This is a genomic window from Rhizobium sp. P38BS-XIX, from assembly GCF_012641435.1.
In the GTDB taxonomy this organism is placed as follows: Bacteria; Pseudomonadota; Alphaproteobacteria; order Rhizobiales; family Rhizobiaceae; genus Rhizobium.
Genome location: NZ_JABAIJ010000003.1, coordinates 439653 through 461154, shown reverse-complemented (window position 1 = coordinate 461154; position 21502 = coordinate 439653). Strand labels below are relative to the sequence as shown.

The window sequence follows — 21502 nt, the reverse complement described above, 5'->3', positions numbered from 1 at the left end:
AATTGCGGCCGAATGCTGGGTCAATATAGGCATCAATGCGGCGTAGGCAAGCATGGAAGCGCATAGCAGCCAATCTCCTGGCTCGGGGCTGCATCGCGGATTTCGAATAGCTCTGGGGAGAATTTACTATCTCAGCGAGCAGACTGTTGTTCGTTGCTGCGTTCGCTACTTCTTGTCTCGCGCTTTCCTCAGCTTTCGCTCGGCGGCGAGAAGAAGTCCCTTGAGCTCCGGCTCGCGCACGCGGCTTGCGGCCTCGACGAATGAAACCCATTCGCTGCTACGTTGGCCGCGCTCGGGAAAATCCTGCACCATCTGCTCGACTTCGAGCAGATGCAGCTCAACGACACATGGTACACGGCTGCCGTCCGCCAGTTGCTTCAGATAGGTGAAATAGCCAAAGGGCTTCTTTTTCACCTTGCCACGCGCTCCAGCCTCCTCAAAGGCCTCGATGGCGGCAACCTCATGCGGCTTCTTGCCCTTGATCGGCCAGCCCTTGGGCACGATCCAGCGCCCAGTCTCACGGCTCGTGACGATCAAAACCTCGGAGGGACCGCGATCTGGCGCCCACCTGTAGCAGATGGCGGCATATTGCTCGTAAACACGCCCCTGAAACAGCGCATCAGCGTGAGCAAGCTCGGAGAGAAAGCTCTCCGAACGCCTCAAAGCTTTGTGATGCGCTGATACTGAAGACGTCATTTATCGGCTACCCGCGATTACGTCGCTCGACACTGAGTCTCGCAATGGCGGGTTTCCGTGCGCTCACAAATCTGATCTGCGACACATCGGCCTCCTGTCCTGCACATGGCTTTGTCGAACTCGCAATTCTCACGCGAATGCTGTGAGCCGTTGTGGTGACACTTTTATGAAGCTGGCTGTTGATGGCAGAGGGCGCGACGATCTCGTCCGGCGCTACACGAAAGTTTTACCTGCCAGGTGCGCAAACTGAAAACGGCCCCCGAGGGGGCCGTTTGCGTTGGGAGGATGATTGGCTAGGCTTATTCGGCCGGTTGCAATGCCGGCACTTCTATATCTTCGCTTAATTGCCCCGCCATGGCAGCGGCAAACTTCGTCTGGTCGAGTTCATTTTCCCAGCGAGCGACAACGACAGTGGCAACAGCGTTCCCGACAAAGTTCGTCAGCGCACGGCATTCAGACATGAAGCGGTCGATCCCGAGGATCAATGCCATGCCGGCGATCGGAACCGAGGGGACCACAGCAAGCGTCGCGGCAAGGGTGATGAAGCCGGCACCGGTAATGCCTGCCGCGCCCTTGGAGCTGAGCATGGCCACGAGCAGCAACAAGATCTGGTCGGCAAGCGACAGTGGCGTGTCGGTTGCCTGCGCGATGAAGAGTGCCGCCAGCGTCATGTAGATGTTGGTGCCGTCGAGGTTGAAGGAATAGCCCGTCGGGATGACGAGACCAACGACCGAGCGCTTGCAGCCGGCGCGCTCCATCTTGTTCATCAGGCCGGGCAATGCAGCTTCCGACGATGACGTGCCAAGCACGAGCAGCAGCTCTTCCTTGATGTAGCGGATCAGCGCAAGGATCGAGAAGCCGTTGTAGCGTGCAACGGCGCCAAGCACGACAAGCACGAATATCAGCGACGTCGCATAGAACGTGCCGATCAGCAGCGCAAGATTGGCGATCGTACCGATACCATATTTGCCGATGGTGAACGCCATGGCACCGAAGGCACCGATGGGCGCAAACTTCATGAGCAAGGCAACCATGCGGAAGATCGGTGTCGTCAATGCCTGCAGGAAGTCGAGGACAGGTCGCCCGCGCTCACCGGCAGCACCCAGCGCAATACCGAAAACCACCGAGAAGAACAGCACCTGGAGAATATCGCCCTTGGCAAAAGCGCCGACGATCGTATCCGGGATGATATTCATCAGAAAGCCGACGACGGACGCGTCATGTGCCTGTGCGGCGTAATTGTTGACCGCCTTCGTATCCAGCGTTGCCGGATTGATGTGCATTCCGGCGCCTGGCTGCACGACGTTCGACACGATCAGACCAACGATCAGGGCCAGTGTCGAGAACACCAGGAAATAGATGAACGATTTCCCGACGACGCGCCCGAACTTCTTGAGATCGGCCATGCCGGCGATGCCGGTGGCGACTGTCAGGAAGATGACCGGCGCAATGACCATTCGCACGAGCTTGATGAAGGCATCGCCGAGTGGCTGCAGCGACGTGCCGATCTGCGGATAGAAATGACCAAGCAGAATGCCGGCGGCAATGGCTGTCAGGACCTGCACGTAAAGGTGCCGGTAAAAGGGAACTTTGCCGCGCGTTTCAGCGGCAGTGATGGGAGCAATCATATTGTCCTCCGTTAAGCCCAACCGATCTCTCGGCCCTCCGGGCGACGACTAAAATTCAAACAGCCTCCGACTGTTGTGATTTCAACTGCAACGGGTGTGCCAGATTGCTCAGGGGCAATTAACTATTTGATTTTTCTTCATTTAAATTCTGTGCAGAAGTCATGAAGCGCCCTATTTGTGCGGTAATCCACACAGATCCAATTGCGGTGCGCGCGAAATCATGCACAATACGTCAATGCTGCAGCGCCCAACGACCGAACGATTTCTGACGCCCGAGCAACTCAGCCGGCGTTCCCGCCGGGTGTGGATGATATTCGCTTTCGTGTGCGCGGCCGTGATTTCGGCCGATCTCTATGGCGCCAGCCTTTATGGGCGAATTGCCGCCATCGAGACCCTGCAGCGACAGGGGCATACGGATGCAAACCTCAAGGTCGCATTGCTGAGGGCGGTTCTTGAGAGACCGCGCGCCCTGCCACTGCTGCTAGCGGACGACCAGCAGGTTCGTGACGCGCTTTCGAGCCGCAACCCGGATGCCGTCGTCGCTCTCGACCGCAAGCTGGAAAGCCTCGTCTCCGGCACCAGCGCCTCGGTTCTCTACGTGACCGGCAAGGACGGCGTTGCCCTGGCGTCAAGTAACTGGCGCGAACCCTTGAGTTTCGTTGGCAATGACTATTCGTTTCGCGATTATTTCAGCAAGGCGATGGAGACAGGCACAGCGGAACACTATGCGCTGGGCACGGTCAGCAATCGGCCGGGCCTCTATATTTCCCGCCGCGTCGGCGACGCCAATTCCGCGTTAGGTGTCGTGGTGGTCAAGATGGAATTCGATCAGCTGGAGTCCGACTGGAGCGAGACCGGGCGCCCCGCCTACGTCGCCGACGAGCGTGGCGTCATTCTCATTACCAGCCTGCCGTCATGGCGCTTCATGACCACCGCGCCTCTCTCGCGAGATCAGGCCGTCACCATCCGCAAAAGCCTTCAGTTCGGCGTCGCGCCGCTCTCACCGCTGCCGTTCAGCCGCCCGGAGCCAGTCGGAGCGGATGCGACGATCTTGCGGGCAATCCTGCCCGGAAACAGCTCAGCGGAATATCTGAGGCTGACGACGCCGATCCCTTCCACGCCGTGGCAGCTTGGTTATCTGGTTCCGACAGATCAGGCTATCGCATCCTCGGTGCGTGAAACACGGTTCGTGACCTTGACCGCGCTCCTGCCCATCCTGGCGTTCGCCGCACTCTTGTTGCGCCGCCGCGATGTCTCACTGATGCAGATCGCCGTCAACAGGCTTGCGCGTGAGGAGTTGGAGCGACGGGTTCTCGAACGCACGGAGGATCTTAGCCAGGCGCGCGACCGTCTCCAGGCCGAGATCACCGACCATCGAGCGACTGAGGCTAAACTTCAGGGCGTGCAACAGGATCTGGTGCAGGCCAACCGTCTTGCCATTCTCGGCCAGGTCGCGGCCGGTGTCGCTCACGAAATCAACCAGCCTGTTGCAACCATCCGAGCTTATGCGGAAAACGCCCATATCTTTCTGGAGAGACGGCAGACCGATCCGGTCAAGGAGAATCTCTCGGCCATCGCGGCGTTGACGGAGCGCATCGGCACGATCACCGAGGAGCTCAAGGCTTTCGGCCGCAAAGGCCGTACGGCGCCCGAACCGGTGGATCTGAGGAGCGCTATCGAGGGCGCCGTGGTGCTGCTGCGAAGCCGCTTTGCCGGTCATCTTGACGCTCTGAAGATCGAATTGCCGCCGGTGGGGCTCATGGTTGTCGGTACCAGAATTCGGCTTGAGCAAGTTCTGATCAACCTGTTCCAGAACGCGCTGGAGGCTCTGGAGGGACGCGAGCGGGCCAAGGTCGAGGTGTCCGTTCAGGACACGTCCGAAGAGGTCGAAATCATCGTATCGGATAACGGCCCCGGCATTCCGTCCGCAATCCTCGATTCGCTCTTCACCCCCTTCAACACCTCCAAGGAAAAGGGGTTGGGCCTTGGCCTGGTCATTTCCAAGGACATCGTCGTCGATTATGGCGGGCGTATCGAAGTTGAAAGCAGCGGTCTCGGCACCCGCTTCACCGTTTACTTGCGCAAGGCCAAACCATGAGTGATAGCTCCCCCGTCTTTCTCATCGACGATGACAAGGATCTGCTGAAAGCAACGAAGCAAACGCTAGAACTCGCGGGCTTTGCCGTCTCTGCCTTTTCCGCCGCGGGCGAAGCGCTCGCCGCGCTCACTCCCAGCTTTGCGGGGGTCATCGTCTCCGACATCCGCATGCCGCAGATGGACGGCCAACAGCTTTTTGCCCATATCAAGGCGCTCGATGCCGATCTCCCTGTCATTCTGGTCACCGGTCACGGCGATATTCCGATGGCGGTCCAGGCCATTCAGGACGGCGCCTATGATTTCATTGCCAAACCCTTTGCGACCGACAGGCTTGTGCAAAGCGTGCGGCGTGGCGCCGAGAAGCGGCGGCTTGTTCTTGAAAACCGTTCGCTTCGCCTGTCTGCCGAGCAGGCACAAGGCGATCTGCCGCTCATCGGTCAGACGCCGGCCATCGAGCGCCTGCGGCACACATTGCGCCAGATTGCCGACACCGACGTCGATGTGCTCGTTACCGGCGAAACGGGAAGCGGCAAGGAAGTCGTCGCCAGTCTCCTGCATCGCTGGAGCCGCCGAGCGAAAGGCAATTTCGTTGCGCTCAATTGCGGGGCGCTGCCGGAGACCGTGATCGAGAGCGAACTATTCGGCCATGAGCCCGGTGCCTTTACCGGCGCTCAGAAAAAGCGCGTGGGGCGCATCGAGCATGCAAGTGCAGGCACCTTGTTTCTCGACGAGATCGAAAGCATGCCGCCGGCCATTCAGGTGCAGATGCTGCGTGTTCTTGAAATGCGGGAGGTGACGCCGCTCGGCACGAATGAGATCCGCCCCGTCGATCTGCGGGTGGTTGCGGCCGCCAAGGTCGATCTCGGCAACCCCGCACAACGGAAGGACTTTCGCGAGGATCTCTACTATCGCCTCAATGTCGTAACATTATCGATCCCGCCATTGCGCGAGCGCCGTGACGATATCCCCCTGCTCTTCGGCTATTTCGCCGAGCGAGCCGCGAGCCGTTTCAAACGCGATGTTCCCGATATATCCACCGCAGCCCGCCGTCACCTGCAGCAGCACGACTGGCCGGGCAACGTTCGGGAACTCTCGCATTTCGCCGAGCGCTTCGTTCTTGGACTTGAGAGCGCGGCAATGCCGCAAACTGCGGATGCACCTTCATCGGACGCCAGTCTTCCCCTACCCGTCCGGGTCGAGCGCTACGAGGCAGACGTCATTCGGAAAACCCTGTCGCAAAATAACGGCGATGTCCGGCGCACGATCGAAGCTCTCGGCATTCCAAGAAAGACGTTTTACGACAAGCTTCAGCGGCACGGCATCGTCCGAGGCGAATTCGCCGGTTTTGACGGCGACGATCGCAAGAGCTCCTGACGTCAGACGACGGCGCCTAAGCGCTTGCGCGCATTGCCGTCCGCGCAGATAGCCGGGCAGCCATGTCAGCTGTTCGATCAAGCACGACCATTGCCTGCTCGATCAGACCAGACAGTCCATCGGAACTTTCACAGGCCGCAACGACGAGCGGTGCGCTCAGACATATTCTCAGCGCCGCCGCCGGCATGTCGCCGAAATCGGCACAACGAACGGGTTGACCGATACGCACGGCTTCTTCGTCGCCGGCCATTGCCAATTGCTTGTAAACGGTCGCCATTTCCGTCGCCGTCAGCAAACGGCTGTCGTTGAGATCGCGCAGATAGAACGAGAAGATCGAGGGGATCTCATCCCAACAGACGGAAGGTGATGCTTTTTGTAGCCTCTGCCGATCGAGCGGGCGGCTTTCCAGCAGACGAAAGCCAGGATCATTCGAGAGCCTGGCGGTCATCGCCTCGGCGAAGGCGGAGAACACCGCATTCACCTTTTCTTCGGGTATGGCGGCAAAGCGTTCAAGCTCAAAGAGAGCCGCCTTCCAACGCAGCAAGAGACCGAAATTGTCGCGAGCGGGTAACGCCTCGCGCGCCAGCCAGCCTTCCGGCCATTCGGCCCGACCGCAATAATCGGCGAGCGCCGGCGGCACCGCGCGAGCGCGAAAACGGTTGGCCATGGCAGGGGGGCATAGAAGCGCGCCGCTGAAAATAGGCCCGGCCAGGAATTTCGATCCGGTGACCGCCACCATGAAGCCGTTTGAGATATAAGCGCGGATCGTTGCTGCGGCCAACCGGAATTGGCAGGCATCGATCATGATATCGAGCGTCGAGCCGAAGCGCTCCTTCAAACGCAGGGCCGTTTCCAGGCTGGGCGCCAGCAGACTGGTCTTGGACACATCCGTCACGACAAGCAGGCACCGAAGGCCGGCGGCACGGCCAAGCTCGATCAACCCACGCAGTTCTTCCTCGACATCCTGATCGCTGCGCAGGGAGCCATCCTTATTCCGCACGGCGATGGTGGCGTTCCGCGTCGCGTCGCCTGATCTCAGTTCCTCACCCTTGGCAACGGCCTGCTCGCTGCTGACGCGTCCCATGAAATGCCGTCCGGACGCCGCCATCATCACGCCACTGCCTGTCTCATTGCCCATCAGCGTGATGGTCATCAGCGGCCGGTCATCTTCGCGCGCCATCAGTGCCGCAGCGAAAAGATGGATGTCGGTTCCGGAAGTCGCCAATATGGCGTCGACGCGTTGTTGGTCCGCAGTATCTTCAAGGCCGAGCAGACGCAGCAGATCGGAGCGGACACGCCCGATTTCGCGCTCGTAAATTTCAACCGGCGAGATCGCATCCATCTCCGCAAGCAGATCCGCATAGTAGGAGCGAACCGCAGCGAAAGCGGCAGCGGAAATGGTCGATGCCGTAGAGGAGCCGAAAGCGAGGTCAAGCGGCCGAGGTGTCGGACCATAGCCATACATATTGAGGCCGGTCACGTCATCGCAATCCAGGCGCTCGTCACCACCCGAAATCAGCGCTTTAAGAAGAGCTTCCGTCACCTCCCGCGACACAGCACCGGCGGCTGCAGTCTTCTTCAGGGCAGTATCGTCAGCAATGTGCTGCATCGGGAAGCGTTCCTCTTCAATCCTGATCGAAAACGCCATGCGGCGCATCTATGAACCGACGATACAGGCCGGCAGTTGACCATAGGCCAAACAAGATGGAGCGAGGCTGACTTGGAGGAGATGCAGTGCGCGACGCGGTCGAAGCCGGCGGCAATAAAAACTCGCGGTCACAAGAACCGCGAGTCGATATTCATCGATCAAGCGATAAGATCAGCCGGCGGCCTCGATCTTGTCCTGCGTCTTCGTTTCGAAGTCACTGGCATCGTGACGCTCGCGCAGTTGTTCCGACGGATCGCCGGACATGCGATTGACCATCCGCCCGCGCTTGACGGTCGGACGCGCGAAGATCTGGTCAGCCCAGCGCTGTACGTTCTTGTAGTCCTGCACCTGTAGAAATTCGCCGGCGCCATATTGCCAGCCCTTGGCAAGACCGCCGTACCAGGGCCAGATGGCCATGTCGGCGATGGTGTACTCGCTGCCGGCGATATACTCGCTTTCGGCCAAACGGCGATCGAGCACATCAAGTTCGCGCTTCACTTCCATGGCAAAACGATCGATCGCATATTCGATCTTCGTCGGCGCATAGGCATAGAAATGGCCGAAACCGCCGCCCAGATAAGGCGCGCTGCCCATCTGCCAGAACAGCCAGGAGAGGCACTCGGCGCGGGCCGGCTGCTCGGTCGGCAGGAAGGCACCGAACTTCTCGGCAAGATACATCAGGATCGAGGCCGATTCGAAGACGCGCACGGGCTTCGGACCGCTGCGGTCGAGCAAGGCCGGGATCTTCGAATTCGGATTGACCTCGACGAAGCCGCTGCCGAACTGGTCGCCATCGCCGATCTTGATCAGCCAGGCATCATATTCCGCGCCAGTATGGCCGAGAGCCAGCAGCTCCTCGAGCATGATGGTCACTTTCACACCATTCGGCGTTCCAAGCGAATAAAGCTGAAGAGGATGACGACCGACGGGCAGTTCTTTCTCATGCGTCGGTCCGGCGATCGGACGATTGATATTGGCGAACTGGCCACCATTCGCCTTGTTCCAAGTCCAGATCTTCGGCGGCGTATATTCGGCAGAACCGGTCATGGGCATCCTCCTTTTCGGTGAATCAGATTGGGGGTGATCTTCGATGTAGCGCGCTAGGCTCGTCGCACATAGTGGCGCGGACCCAATTTTACGAGAGGGCCAGTCAGCGGTTTTCGGTCGAATACTCCCGGAAACAAAAAAGCCTGCCGCGGGAGGAGGTGCGGCAGGCTTTCTTCAAGAACCGAACAGCGGACGGGAGGAGGAGTGCCACTGTTCCAGCAGACGATCTTGGGAGGAGGAGAGGATCGTCTGCAAAGCGAAGGGATGCGGGAGGAGGTGCATCGCTTCGATGGATTTGAAGATACCAGACTTTTGCTCAGCGAATAGGCATTTCTTTGCAGAGCAGTTATGCGTTATGCGAAAAGCTTCAGTCCCGCTAAGAGCATTTTTTCGGCAAATCGCATCGAACGATCATGCCCTCCAGGCAAAACAAAAGCGCCTGCTCGGGAAGAGGCAGGCGCTTGGCATCAAGCAGTTTGTAAGGTGCCGTTTCGGCCGTTAGCGAGCGACGGCTGCGCGGGCGACAGTGCGGATTTCGCCGCGATCGATACCCAGATCGTGCAGTTCTCGCGTGGACATACGGCCCAGTTCGGCGACCGTCTGACGATACTTGCGCCAGTTATTAAAAGAGCGTGCTACGTTCATGATGATCCCCTTTCCTTGGGCTTTCGAAGCTGAGCTGCCGTGCTTGGCGCTCCCTGCGCTTCGATGAGGAATATATAGTCGAATCCCCCTGCATTTTGCATAGCCAAGCCTTCACTGCACCCATGCGCTTGGCGCATGGGTTATTCGAGGCATTGATGCGCGAATGCCACAGGATACGAAGCCCTTTCAGATTTTGCTGGTGACAGCATGATCCCTATCTGCGAAAAGAAGAGATGAGAGACAGGGGCGTCCGCTGCGAAGCGGGCTGAGAAGTACCCTTTGAACCTGAACCAGATCATGCTGGCGGAGGGAGTCGCTCGGGGCTTGGCAATCTCGTATGCAACCCCTCGCGTCTCGTCCGCCTGAAAGGGCGATATGCAAGACGAAACGAACCCAGCCATTCTTCTCGGTGCAATGCGTTCCAATCCGCCACTGGTGCAATGCATCACCAATTTCGTGGCCATGAATATTGCGGCGAATGTCATGCTCGCCGCCGGCGCCTCGCCGGCCATGGTGCATGCCGAGGAGGAAGCCGGCGAATTCGCCGGCATCTCCGGCGCTGTCACCATCAATATCGGCACACTCTCCGCCGGATGGCTCAAAGGCATGCTCGCGGCTGCGGGCTCGGCAAACAAGGCTGGCAAGCCCTGGGTGCTCGATCCCGTCGCCCACTATGCCACCGCATTCCGTCGGAATGCCGTAGCGGACCTGCTGGAGCTGAGACCGACGATCATTCGCGGTAACGCCTCGGAAATCATCGCGCTTGCCGGCGGCGCAAGCCGCGGCCAGGGCGTGGACAGCCGCGATCCCGTCGAATTGGCCGAGGATGCGGCAAGGCAGCTGGCCAAACGACATGGCTGCGTGGTTGCCGTGACCGGCGCCGTCGATTTCGTGACGGATGGACTTAAGGCGCAACGCATCGAAGGCGGCTCGCCGTTCATGCCGCAGGTAACGGCCCTCGGCTGCTCCCTGACCTGCCTTGTCGGCGCCTTCGCGGCTACCGCTCCGGACAATCCTTTCGATGCGACGGTCGCAGCCCTCGCCGTCTTTGCCGTTGCCGGAGAACAGGCCGGCGCAAGCGCCGATGGTCCCGGCTCGTTCTCCTGGCGCTTTCTTGATGCGCTGCAGGCTCTCGACCCGACAACACTTGCCGCCAAAGCCAGGATCATGCCCGCATGAAAAACTTCGACCTTTCGCTTTATCTGGTTCTCGATCCCGTCCTCTGCGCTCAGATCGGCATGGTCGAGACGGCGCGCGCGGCAGTCGCCGGCGGCGCCACCATCGTTCAGCTGCGCGACAAACACGCTTCGACGTCAGCGCTGATCGAGACCGGTTTCGCCCTCAAGGAAGCATTGTACGGGACCGGGGCTCTTCTCATTGTCAACGACGATGTCGAGGCGGCCATCGCCATTGGCGCCGACGGCCTGCACATCGGTCAGGACGATCGCGACATCCATGAGGCTCGGAGAATGATCGGCCCCGATATGATCCTCGGTCTTTCCGTGGAAACGGAGGCGCTGGCTTCGGCAATCGATGCCGGTATCGTCGACTACGCGGGCGTCGGGCCCGTTTTCGCCACACCCACCAAGCCCGATCACAAACAGCCGATCGGCTTTGACGGTCTTGCCGGCATCATCCGGCTTTGCCCGGTTCCAACCGTCGCCATCGGCGGCCTCAAGGCGGAGCACGCCGCTGACGTCTTCAAAGCGGGCGCGGACGGAATTGCGGTCGTCTCGGCCATCTGCGGCACACCCGATCCCGCCGCAGCGACGGCCCTTATCGCCGATGCCATCAAGGAGGTCCGCAAATGATCCGCAACGTCCTGTCCATCGCCGGTTCCGATCCCTCCGGCGGCGCCGGCATCCAGGCAGATATCAAAACCTTTTCAGCGCTTGGCGTCTATGGAATGGCAGCTTTGACCGCCCTGACCGCCCAGAATACGCAGGGCGTCTCTGGCGTTCATCCTGTCCCGCCGCAATTCGTCGCTGATCAGATCGAGGCGATTTTTGCCGACATACGCGTCGATGCCGTCAAGATCGGTATGATCGCCAATGCCCCTATCGCCAGCGCGGTTGCCGATATCCTCGCGCGACACCGCGATGTCCCCGTCGTCCTCGATCCTGTGATGATCGCCAAAGGCGGTGCGGCTCTTCTCGCCGCCGACGCGGTTGACGTTCTGGCGAGGCGACTGCTGCCGCTGGCAACCGTCGTGACGCCGAACCTACCGGAAGCGGGAGCGTTGCTGCACGAGCCGGAAGCCAGGAGCCGTGACGACATGGCACGTCAGGCACTCGCCTTGACGACACTCGGTCCGGCAGCCGTTCTCGTCAAGGGAGGCCATCTCGACGGTCATGAAAGTCCCGACGTGCTGGCCACCTCAGGCACCGTTACATGGTTCGAAGCCGCGCGCCTGCCGACAAAGAATACACACGGCACCGGCTGCACGCTTTCAAGCGCGATTGCAGCAGAGATCGCCAAGGGATTGCCGCTGACGGAAGCCATCGCCGCCGCCAAGCGCTACCTCGCTCAGTCGGTCGCAGCCGCGGGCGAACTTTCAGTCGGCAGCGGCCACGGACCTGTCCAGCATTTCCATGCCTTATGGGCAGATAGAGAAGGAGTGAACGCATGAGCCTGCCAATCAAGGACCAGATCGTCATCGTATCCGGCGCCGGCCGCGGTCTTGGCGCCGCGATAGCGACGGCCTTTGCCCGCGAGGGTGCAAGGGTCGCGCTTAACTACAGAGCGAGCCGGGAGCAGGCTGAGGCGCTTGCGGCAGACCTTGGCGACCGCACGAAGGCCTTCCAGGCTGACATACGCAATCCTGGCGATACAAAGAGGCTCGTCGAAGACGTGACGGCGCATTTCGGGGCGCCGACCACGGTCATTCATAACGCATTGGCCGATTTCAGCTTTAACGGTGACGCGCGTTCGAAGCTGGATGCCCTGAGTTGGACTGAAATGTCGGCTCAGCTGGAGACATCGTTGCAGGGAGCGCTCAACCTCATCCAGGCGGCAAGGCCTGGCATGGCTGCAGCGGGCTTCGGCAGGATCGTCACGATCGGTACGAACCTCTTCCAAAACCCCGTTGTGCCTTATCATGATTATACGGCGGCAAAGGCAGCACTGCTGTCCCTCACTCGCACGGCAGCTGCCGAGCTTGGGCCGCTCGGCATTACCGTCAACATGATTTCGGGCGGGCTGTTACGCACGACGGATGCGAGCAATGCAACGCCACAGGCGGTCTTCGACATCATTGCCGCCAATACGCCTCTTCGCCGCGTGACCACGCCGGAGGAAGCGGCGGACGCCATTCTCTTTTTCGCAAGCCCTTGGGCGCGCGCCGTTACCGGACAAAACCTGATCGTCGATGGCGGCCTGGTCTTCGGTTGAGGTATTCTCTGAAGGAGGCGGCGACCGATCGCCGCCTCTCTATTGAGACTTGGGCGAGCCCTCAGGCCCATCCCATGGTCAGGACGCCGAAGAGGATGACCGCTCCCAGGACGATACGATAGATGACGAACGGCCAGGTCGAAAACCGCTCCAGGAAACGCATCAGACCCCAGATGGTGACAAAGGACGAGATGCTTCCCACGATCAGGCCAACGATCAGGACGGACCAGGCCTCCATCGGGATATGAGCCTTGTAGAGCTCGAAGAGTTCCTTCAAGCCGGCGAGCGCGATGGCCGGCAGTCCGAGCAGGAAGGAAAACCTTGCCGCTTCATCGCGTTTCAGACCGAGAAAGAGTGCGCCTGTCAGGGTCGAGCCGGAGCGCGAAACACCGGGAACCAGCGCACCGACCTGGGTGATGCCAACGAAGAGCGCATCGATCAGCGTCATTTGTTCGATATTCTTCTTGTGGCGGCTGTAAAGTTCGGCGACCGCCAGAAGCAAGCCCATGACAAGGCAGGCAATGCCGATGACCCAAAGGCTGCGAAACGAGGTGCCGCAGGCGTTCAGCGAAGACGAAAGCAAAAGACCGGCGATCACGATCGGAACCGTTGCGATGACGATGGCGATTGCAAGCCGCATGGCTGGCGAGCACCAGTTCCTTTGCTTGATCGCGTCAAGCGACCCGAAGGTGACGTAGCGGACATCGCTCCAGAAATAGGACACGATCGCCGCAAGAGCCGCAAGCTGCATGGCAGCGGAAAATGCGGAGCCGGGATCCTGCCAGCCCAGCAAGGCGGGCACGAGGCGCATATGGGCGGTCGACGAGACCGGCAGGAGTTCGGTCAAACCCTGCACGACACCCAATATAGCAATCTTGGTATAGCCCAGGGCGACAAAACCCGTGTCTATGCCCTGCGTACAAACATCAGCCACGTTTCGATATCCTCAGTTCTTAAGGGGGGCTTTGCACCGGAGCGGTGCGATGAACTTTGCTGCGAAACAGTTTCCGGCACGACATCGACGCAGCCCAACCGGGCCTTGCCGATCCCGCATTCAGAATCGGCGCGACCATAGTCGGGCAGGCTGAACTCTATCTGAAATGAGCAACCCTATTTTTGCAAAGTCAGGTCGAATTCTAGCTTTCGTCCTCAGGCAGGGACTGCATATAGCGAATAATGCCATAGAAACCGATGAAAAGGACAACGGCGCCGATTGCCTTATGGAGATCGTGCAGCATCGTGTGATGATGCCTGATCAACAGGGAAATCAGATTATAGAAAGCGATGGCAAACGCTGTCAGGATGGGCGCCAAGACAAGCGCGGCATTTCGATGGATGAAATTGTTCATGACGCACCTCTTCACTGCACGATTGCCAGCAAGAGTGAGGAGGAATTGCGACAAATGTACGAGGCCTGGCGAAGCGCACCCAAAGGGCCTGCTTCGATGAAACACTCTATTTGGTATAGAGTGCGCGCGATCTCTCCAGATGCTTCAACACGGCCTGTTCAGCGCCATCGGCATCGTTTTCTGAAAGGCGGGCGAGAATCTCTTCATGCTCGACCAGAGTGAACTTTTCCTTGCCGGTCCAGATCAAAAGATCCGTGTGATAGGCCCTGAGCCAGGCCAGCATCGCCTCGCTGACGGCGGCAAAGATCGGGTTGCCGGAAATCTGCGCGATGCGCGTATGAAACTGCATGTCGGCGGAGATGAATTCCTCCGCATGACCGAGAGAGGAGCGCTGCCGCTCGATGATTTCCTGAAGATCGGCGATATCGGTAGAGGTTGCCCGCGTCGCAGCCTCTCGCGCCATGCCACGCTCAAAGAAGATGCGGGCGCTTTTCAGCTGTTCCAGCGAATCGGAGGATTGCGACAGCATGATCTTGGCCGTGAGATCGACTTGTCGGAAAATCGATTTCGCCGTGAGCTGCAGCACCTTCGCGCGCTCACCATGGGAGATGTTAACCAACCCCATATTGGCAAGCGACTGCATTGCCTCGCGGATCGCTGGCCGGCCTACGCCGAACCGCTCCATGAGAACTCGCTCCGACGGCATTTCGTCGCCCGGCTTCAACTCTCCCGACGTAATCAACCGTTCCAAACGATCGAAAACCTCATCGGACAGCTTTCGGCGTACAATTTGTTCGACTGGCTGGCTCATGGAACCCCGCTTGTTCAAAGCTTTCCCTCCCTTATGCATTTTTGCTCGTCGCGGCGGAAGCCCATACGCAACGGCTAACCGGTTGCCGGGCAAAAAAATCGTTGCAGAAGTTGGAATACTCATTATACCAGATTACCAGTTTGCGCCACGCGAAAAATCGTCGGCGAGAGGAGCATTCAGCCGCCCATGACCATCACCATTACGTATCGTATTGAAACGCCCGGCAGCATCGAGGCAATGGCCCGCAAGATTGCCAGCGATCAGTCGACGGGCACTTTCGTGGCCGTACCGGGTGAAACGGAGGAGCTGAAGGCGCGCGTCGCAGCCCGTGTCGTGGCAATCCGCCCCCTGTCCGAGACCGATCGTCCGACCTGGCCGGAAGCGGCAGAAGACCATGGTCCGATCCACCGTGTCGATGTCGATATCGCGTTCCCGCTGGATGCGGTCGGCACCGATCTTGCAGCGCTGATGACGATCGCGATTGGCGGCGTCTATTCGATCAAGGGCATGACCGGCATCCGCATCGTTGACATGAAGCTGCCCGAGGCCTTTCGCAATGCGCACCCGGGCCCGCAATTCGGTGTTGCCGGCAGCATGCGGCTGACCGGTGTCAGCGGTCGTCCGATCATCGGGACCATCGTGAAGCCGGCGCTCGGCTTGAGGCCAAAGGAAACGGCCGCCCTCGTCGGCGAGCTGATAGGTTCCGGCGTCGATTTCATCAAGGACGACGAGAAGCTGATGAGTCCCGCCTATTCGCCGCTCAAGGAGCGTGTCGAGGCCATCATGCCACTGATCCTCGATCACGAACAGAAGACCGGCAAGAAGGTGATGTATGCCTTTGGCATTTCGCATGCCGATCCGGACGAAATGATGCGCAACCACGATCTGGTGCTGAAGGCGGGCGGCAATTGCGCCGTCGTCAACATCAACTCCATCGGCTTTGGCGGCATGAGTTTCCTGCGCAAGCGCTCCGGCCTTGTTCTCCATGCTCATCGCAACGGCTGGGATGTGCTGACCCGCCATCCGGGTGCCGGCATGGATTTCAAGGTCTACCAGCAATTCTGGCGGCTGCTCGGCGTCGACCAGTTTCAGATCAACGGCATCAGGGTCAAATACTGGGAGCCGGACGAGAGCTTCGTCTCTTCTTTCAAGGCGATCAGCACGCCGCTGTTCGATCCTAGCGACTGTCCGCTTCCCGTGGCCGGTTCAGGTCAGTGGGGTGGTCAGGCGCCGGAGACCTACCAGCGCACCGGCCGCACCACGAACCTTCTTTATCTTTGCGGTGGCGGCATCGTAAGCCATCCTTTCGGACCAGCGGCCGGCGTTCGTGCGATCCAGCAGGCCTGGCAAGCGGCGGTCGCCGATATTCCGCTTGAGCAATATGCCAAGGATCATCCGGAGCTTGCCGCCTCGATCGCAAAATTCGGCGATGGCAAGGACGCCTGACGAAAATGTCCAATCTCCTTCTCAGCTACTATGGCGACGATTTCACCGGCTCGACTGATGTCATGGAGGCGCTTGCCTCCAACGGCGTGCCGACGGCGCTTTTCCTCGGCCTTCCAAGCGATGCCATGCTCGAGCGGTTCAAGGATTGCCGCGCCATCGGCATTGCCGGCACCAGCCGCAGTGAAACGCCGCAATGGATGGATGAACATCTGACTCCAGTCTTCACCTGGTTGAAGAGCCTGAATGCCGCCATATGCCATTATAAAGTCTGCTCGACGTTCGATTCCGGCCCCAAGGTCGGCAATATCGGCAAGGCAATCGAGATCGGCAAAACGCTGTTTCAGCAATCGGTTGTTCCGGTCATCGTCGGCGCTCCACAGCTCAAGCGATACACCGCCTTCGGCCATCTCTTCGCCGCCTATCAGGGCCAGGTCTTCCGCATCGACAGACATCCGGTCATGAGCCGTCATCCGGTGACGCCAATGGATGAGGCCGATCTCGCCGCCCATCTGGCGAGGCAGACCGCTCTCCCCGTGCGGCTTGCGGACCTTGCTACTCTGCGCTCGCCGGATGCAGACACCCTCATCGACGCGCTTGGCCAAAGCGAAGCCGGTATTCTGCTTCTGGATGTCGACGGCCATGACACTCAGGCCGCCGCCGGGCGTCAGCTTTGGCGGCTTCACGGCAAGGGCAATTCATTCGTCGCCGGCTCGTCCGGCATCGAATACGCCCTCTTGAACGCATGGCGCGACGAAAAGCTTGTCGGCGGGAAGCAGGATTTTGCCGCACCCGGCAAGGTCGAGCGCCTGGCCGTCGTGTCCGGTAGTGTTTCTCCCACAACCGAAAGGCAGATCCGCAAGGCAACGAGCGAGGGCTTCGACGGCATCGATATAGATCCGCTGGATTTGGTGGGCGAAGGGGGCGAGCGCGCGATACGGCAAGCTGCTGATGCCGGTATCGCGCGCTTGAAGGCCGGCAGAAGCGTCATTCTACACACGGCGCTTGGACCTTCGGCCGATCGCGGCGGCGATATCGATCGCATTCCGGGTGCACGCCATCGCCTCGGGCAGGCTCTCGGGACCATCCTGCGGCATATGATTGAAGAGGAAGGTCTCAGCCGCGCCGTCATCGCCGGCGGCGACACATCGAGCCATGCCTTGAAGGAATTGCGCGTCGAAGCGCTGACAACCTTGCTGCCGCTGCCGCAGACACCCGGATCGCCGCTATGTACGGCGCATGGAAGTTACGCGCCGACCAGTGGCCTGCAGATTGCACTCAAGGGCGGTCAGGTAGGGACGGATGACTACTTTGCGCAAATCAGGGACGGCCGAAGCTCATAGATTATCAGCTTTTTGGCGATGCTCCATGGCATACTCATTGACTCATCATACCAGTTGAGATACCACGGTGAGAGATTGAACGAGGTACTATCATGACTGCAATTGCTCTATTCGGCGCCGGTGGCAAAATGGGCTACCGGCTCGCCAAGAACCTGAAGGGTTCACGTTTCGACGTACGCCATGTGGAAGTCAGCGATGCCGGCAAGGCTCGCCTGAGAAATGATCTTTCCATTGAGTGCACCCCGGCAGATGCGGCTCTCGACGGCGCGGATGTCGTGATCCTTGCTGTTCCGGATACCGCCATCGGCAAGGTTGCCGCCGGCATCGTCGACAAGCTGAAGCCCGGCACCATGGTTGTCGCTCTCGACGCGGCCGCCCCTTTCGCCGGACATCTGCCGCACCGTGAAGATCTCACCTATTTCGTCACCCATCCCTGCCATCCGCCGATCTTCAACGATGAAACGGATATGCAGGCGAAGAAGGATCATTTCGGCGGCCTCTTTGCCAAGCAGCACATCGTGTCTGCACTGATGCAAGGTCCTGAAAGCGCCTATGCTGTCGGCGAGGAAATCGCCAAGGTCATCTGGGCGCCCGTCATGCGCTCGCACCGCGTTACCGTCGAGCAGATGGCGATGCTGGAACCCGGCTTGTCGGAAACCGTCTGCGCTTCGCTGCTCGTCATCATGCGCCAGGCCATGGATGAATGCGTTGCTCGCGGCGTCCCTGCCGACGCAGCCCGCGACTTTCTGCTCGGCCACATGAACGTGCTTGGCGCGGTTATCTTCAAGGAAGTCGACGGCGTCTTCTCCGACGCCTGCAACAAGGCCATCGAATTCGGCATCCCGGCCTTGATGCGCGACGACTGGAAGAAGGTGTTCGAGCCGCAGGAAATCGCCGAAAGCATTCGCCGCATTACCTGATGACATCGTGGGAGGGCCAAGCCCTCCCGCCGATACCAGCCGGAAACGGAACGGTTTGATAGCCGGGAGGAGCGATGACACTGGAATACGGGCCGATCCTCCTGTCGAATAGGCCAGACTTTCCGGCAACCCGTGACACAGATTTATATGGCAAAGGCTGGCTGATATGACGGAGATCAAGGGCGCATTGATCGGTTGCGGCTTCTTCGCGATCAATCAGATGCATGCGTGGCAGGATGTCGAGGGTGCCGATATCGTTGCGATTTGCGACCGCGACCCCGAGCGCCTGAAAATCGTCGGTGACCAGTTCGGCATCCAGCGAAGATATTCCGACGCCGCTGCCCTGTTTGCCGATGGCGGTTTTGACTTCGTCGACATCGCAACCACGGTACAAAGCCATCGTGCCCTCGTCGAAATGGCCGCGTCCCATAAGATTCCGGCGATCTGCCAGAAGCCTTTCGCCAAGACGCTCGGCGATGCAAAGGCGATGGTCGAGGCATGTGCTCAAGCCGGCATTCCCTTGATGGTGCACGAGAACTTTCGCTGGCAGACGCCAATCCAGGCCGTAAAGAACGCCCTGCAATCAGGCGCGATCGGCGAACCCTTCTGGGGCCGTTTCTCCTTTCGCTCGGGCTACGATGTGTTCTCCGGCCAGCCCTATCTGGCCGAGGGTGAGCGTTTTATTATCGAAGATCTCGGCATTCATACGCTTGATATCGCGCGCTTCATTCTCGGCGACGTCACATCCCTCACGGCGCGTACGAAGCGTGTCAATCCGAAGATCAAGGGCGAGGATGTCGCGACGATCCTGCTCGATCACGAGAATGGTGCCACATCCGTCGTCGATGTTAGCTACGCGTCCAAACTGGCGAAGGAACCGTTCCCCGAAACGTTGATCGAACTCGACGGCACATCGGGTTCGCTCCGGCTCTCACAGGGATATCGCCTCGAAGTTGCCGGCATTGACGGTGTCACGGTATCCGACGTCTCTCCGCGGCTCCTTCCCTGGGCCTCGCGCCCCTGGCACAATATCCAGGAGAGCGTTCTCGCCATTCAGCAGCACTGGACGGACCAGCTTGCCGACCACGGCGAGACGTCCACATCGGGCGCAGATAATCTGAAGACCTTCGCTCTGGTCGAGGCGGCATACGAAAGCGCCGCCAGCGGGCAAGCCATCGATATCGGAGCGATGCTGCGATGACGGCGGACATAGATCCGTTCCTGCTATACGGCACAAAAGCAGCCGAGGCACCTCCTGTACGATTGACAGCGGGCAAGTTGGCTGCGGACTTCAAGGACGGTAATCTGCGCACCATCCGTTACGATGGTGCCGAGGTGTTGCGGGCGGTCTCCTATCTGGTGCGCGATCGGGATTGGGGCACCTATGCACCTGTCATCGAAGATCTGCGCATAGAGCAGGAACCGGACGCGTTTTCCGTCAGCTATCTCGCGCGCTGCATTGGCCCTGGCGATACAGAGCTTGCCATCAAGGTGCGGATTGCCGCCAAAACGGACGAACCGTTGATCTTCGAGGCGGAAGCGCACTCCCATACGGGTTTCGAGACAAACCGTTGCGGCTTCTGCATCCTCCATCCGATCGTCGGCGTCGCGGGCATGCCGGTTTCGGTCGAGCATGTGGACGGCGTCCGCGAAAACACACATTTCCCAGATCTCATCGAGCCATGGCAGCCCTTCAAGGACATGCGCGCGATAACCCATAGCGTAACGCCAAGTGTGACAGCCGAATGCCGCATGGAAGGCGACACCTTTGAGATGGAAGATCAACGCAATTGGTCGGACGCTTCCTATAAAACCTATGTCCGTCCCCTTGCCTTGCCTTGGCCCTACCAGATCGTGCCAGACACACCTCAGCAGCAGCGTGTTGTCCTGACGATCGGCGACATGCGGCGCGCACCGGCAACCCCACGCTCCGCTATCGGCGAACCCGCTCCCGTCACGATCAGTCTTGGTACAAAATCCGGAATGATGCCGGCGATCGGGATTGTCATCACACCCGAAGAGGCCAGCACAACACTCGCCGCGCGCGACAAGCTTGCAGACATTGCGCCGCAGGAACTGCTTTTCCATTTCGATCCGAATGCCGGCCACACTGCCGACGCCTTCAATTCCTTCGCGGAGATCGTCAGGCTTCACGCCGGCGGTTCGACGCTGGAGATCGCACTGCCTTGCAATCAGCCGCCGATCGTCGAGACGCTGGAGATTGCGAGGTGGATGCAACTGGCTGGCTTCAATCCGGATGCGATCGTCATTTCACCCTCTGTCGATCGGCAATCCACGCCGCCGGGCAGCAAATGGCCGGAATGCCCCCCGCTGGAAGACGTCTATTCGGCAGCGCATGCCGCTTTTCCAGGCATGCGTCTCGGCGGCGGCATGTTGAGCTACTTCACCGAGCTCAATCGCAAGCGTGTACCGCCCGAGCAGCTCGACTTCATGACACATTGCACCAATCCCATCGTCCATGCCGCAGATGACCTCAGCGTCATGCAGACGCTCGAGGCGCTGCCTTTCATCACGCGATCAGTGCGGGCCATTTATGGCAACAAGCCCTATCGAATAGGGCCTTCGACCATACCGATGAGACAAAATCCCTATGGCAGCCGGACGATGGACAACCCTGGCAGCGAGCGCATTGCCATGGCCAAAACCGATCCGCGCCACAATGCCCGCTTCGGCGAGGCTTTCGCCTTCGGCTATGCCGCCCGTGTGCTCGATGCCGGGCTGGAATGCTTGACGCTTTCGGCATTGACCGGGCCTTTCGGACTCATTGCAGGTGAAAACGAGCCGTGCGCTGCCGGAGCCTATCGCCCGCTCTTCAACTCCGTTGCGACCCTCGCTCGCGTGGCCGGCAGCCGGTGGCGGGAGTGTCTGTCATCCGATCCCGGCTCGGTGCTTTCTTTCGTGACGGCGCGTACTGGGAGACAACGACAATTGCATCTCGTCAACGTCACCGCAACGCCCTGCCGGATCGAGCTTCAAGGCCTGCGCCTGAGTGACCGTCCGGAAAACGAGGGCCTCACCCTCGGTGCATACGAAGTCAATTCCGTGAGTTTGACGGATTGACCTGAAGTCGCAGACGCGCATGTTAGTCCC

At 59.8% G+C, this 21502-nt stretch carries 19 protein-coding genes and 1 riboswitch; of the genes, 11 read left to right on the top strand and 8 right to left on the bottom strand.

The window, feature by feature from the left end; all coding sequences use genetic code 11:
• Positions 1-165: 165 nt before the first annotated feature.
• Positions 166-696: an NUDIX hydrolase gene (locus tag HGP17_RS14170; RefSeq protein WP_168809929.1), complete on the bottom strand. Its 531-nt coding sequence runs from the start codon at positions 694-696 to the stop codon at positions 166-168.
• Between the two features lie 299 nt (positions 697-995).
• The gene (locus tag HGP17_RS14165) at positions 996-2324 is read right to left on the bottom strand and encodes a dicarboxylate/amino acid:cation symporter (RefSeq protein ID WP_168809927.1); all 1329 of its coding nucleotides are present in this window, start codon (positions 2322-2324) and stop codon (positions 996-998) included.
• Between the two features lie 220 nt (positions 2325-2544).
• Here HGP17_RS14165 and HGP17_RS14160 point away from each other — a divergent pair, with 220 nt between their 5' ends.
• Positions 2545-4422 carry a sensor histidine kinase gene (locus tag HGP17_RS14160; RefSeq protein ID WP_168809925.1) on the top strand — a complete coding sequence of 626 codons (1878 nt, stop codon included), beginning with the start codon at positions 2545-2547 and terminating at the stop codon, positions 4420-4422.
• Positions 4419-5795, top strand: a complete 1377-nt coding sequence (locus HGP17_RS14155; RefSeq protein ID WP_168809923.1) for a sigma-54 dependent transcriptional regulator — start codon at positions 4419-4421, stop codon at positions 5793-5795. Before HGP17_RS14160 ends, HGP17_RS14155 begins: the two co-directional genes overlap by 4 nt.
• 16 nt (positions 5796-5811) lie before the next feature.
• On the opposite strand, the gene HGP17_RS14150 is transcribed toward HGP17_RS14155, so the two are convergent.
• The 3 genes from HGP17_RS14150 to HGP17_RS14140 all read right to left on the bottom strand — a co-directional run bounded on the left by HGP17_RS14150 (position 5812) and on the right by HGP17_RS14140 (position 9135).
• Positions 5812-7404 carry a hypothetical protein gene (locus tag HGP17_RS14150; RefSeq protein ID WP_168809922.1) on the bottom strand — a complete coding sequence of 531 codons (1593 nt, stop codon included), beginning with the start codon at positions 7402-7404 and terminating at the stop codon, positions 5812-5814.
• Positions 7405-7614: 210 nt separating this feature from the next.
• Positions 7615-8490 carry a glutathione-dependent disulfide-bond oxidoreductase gene (yghU, locus tag HGP17_RS14145; RefSeq protein ID WP_168809920.1) on the bottom strand — a complete coding sequence of 292 codons (876 nt, stop codon included), beginning with the start codon at positions 8488-8490 and terminating at the stop codon, positions 7615-7617.
• A gap of 498 nt (positions 8491-8988) precedes the next feature.
• Positions 8989-9135, bottom strand: coding sequence for a DUF1127 domain-containing protein (locus HGP17_RS14140; RefSeq protein WP_168809918.1), 147 nt, complete (start codon positions 9133-9135; stop codon positions 8989-8991).
• A gap of 232 nt (positions 9136-9367) precedes the next feature.
• Positions 9368-9464: riboswitch (TPP riboswitch) on the top strand.
• Between the two features lie 46 nt (positions 9465-9510).
• Between HGP17_RS14140 and thiM the strand changes: the two genes are divergently transcribed.
• From thiM to HGP17_RS14120, 4 genes are read left to right on the top strand one after another with little or no spacing between them, the layout of a single operon-like run.
• Positions 9511-10314 (top strand): hydroxyethylthiazole kinase, encoded by an 804-nt coding sequence (gene thiM, locus HGP17_RS14135; protein ID WP_168809916.1) that lies wholly within the window; start codon positions 9511-9513, stop codon positions 10312-10314.
• Positions 10311-10946 (top strand): thiamine phosphate synthase, encoded by a 636-nt coding sequence (thiE, locus tag HGP17_RS14130; protein ID WP_168809914.1) that lies wholly within the window; start codon positions 10311-10313, stop codon positions 10944-10946. The genes thiM and thiE overlap by 4 nt, the downstream gene beginning before the upstream one ends.
• Positions 10943-11764, top strand: coding sequence for a bifunctional hydroxymethylpyrimidine kinase/phosphomethylpyrimidine kinase (gene thiD, locus HGP17_RS14125; protein ID WP_168809912.1), 822 nt, complete (start codon positions 10943-10945; stop codon positions 11762-11764). The genes thiE and thiD overlap by 4 nt, the downstream gene beginning before the upstream one ends.
• Positions 11761-12525, top strand: coding sequence for a 3-oxoacyl-ACP reductase (locus tag HGP17_RS14120; RefSeq protein WP_168809909.1), 765 nt, complete (start codon positions 11761-11763; stop codon positions 12523-12525). The genes thiD and HGP17_RS14120 overlap by 4 nt, the downstream gene beginning before the upstream one ends.
• A gap of 61 nt (positions 12526-12586) precedes the next feature.
• On the opposite strand, the gene HGP17_RS14115 is transcribed toward HGP17_RS14120, so the two are convergent.
• The 3 genes from HGP17_RS14115 to HGP17_RS14105 all read right to left on the bottom strand — a co-directional run bounded on the left by HGP17_RS14115 (position 12587) and on the right by HGP17_RS14105 (position 14685).
• Complete coding sequence (locus HGP17_RS14115) at positions 12587-13459, bottom strand: undecaprenyl-diphosphate phosphatase (RefSeq protein ID WP_168809907.1); 873 nt, start codon at positions 13457-13459, stop codon at positions 12587-12589.
• A gap of 202 nt (positions 13460-13661) precedes the next feature.
• Positions 13662-13874, bottom strand: a complete 213-nt coding sequence (locus HGP17_RS14110) for a hypothetical protein (protein ID WP_168809905.1) — start codon at positions 13872-13874, stop codon at positions 13662-13664.
• A gap of 106 nt (positions 13875-13980) precedes the next feature.
• A complete protein-coding gene (locus HGP17_RS14105) occupies positions 13981-14685 on the bottom strand; it encodes a transcriptional regulator NanR (RefSeq protein WP_168809903.1) in 705 nt (234 codons plus the stop codon).
• A 186-nt stretch (positions 14686-14871) separates the two neighbouring features.
• Between HGP17_RS14105 and oiaX the strand changes: the two genes are divergently transcribed.
• The 5 genes from oiaX (at position 14872) to HGP17_RS14080 (ending at position 21472) form a co-directional block, all read left to right on the top strand.
• Complete coding sequence (gene oiaX, locus HGP17_RS14100) at positions 14872-16131, top strand: 3-oxo-isoapionate-4-phosphate decarboxylase OiaX (RefSeq protein ID WP_168809901.1); 1260 nt, start codon at positions 14872-14874, stop codon at positions 16129-16131.
• A gap of 5 nt (positions 16132-16136) precedes the next feature.
• A complete protein-coding gene (locus HGP17_RS14095; RefSeq protein WP_168809899.1) occupies positions 16137-17471 on the top strand; it encodes a four-carbon acid sugar kinase family protein in 1335 nt (444 codons plus the stop codon).
• A gap of 92 nt (positions 17472-17563) precedes the next feature.
• Entirely contained in the window at positions 17564-18391 is an 828-nt protein-coding gene (locus HGP17_RS14090) for a phosphogluconate dehydrogenase C-terminal domain-containing protein (RefSeq protein ID WP_168809897.1), read from the top strand.
• A gap of 166 nt (positions 18392-18557) precedes the next feature.
• Entirely contained in the window at positions 18558-19592 is a 1035-nt protein-coding gene (locus tag HGP17_RS14085) for a Gfo/Idh/MocA family oxidoreductase (protein WP_168809895.1), read from the top strand.
• Positions 19589-21472, top strand: a complete 1884-nt coding sequence (locus tag HGP17_RS14080) for a hypothetical protein (protein WP_168809893.1) — start codon at positions 19589-19591, stop codon at positions 21470-21472. Before HGP17_RS14085 ends, HGP17_RS14080 begins: the two co-directional genes overlap by 4 nt.
• Positions 21473-21502 lie beyond the last annotated feature (30 nt).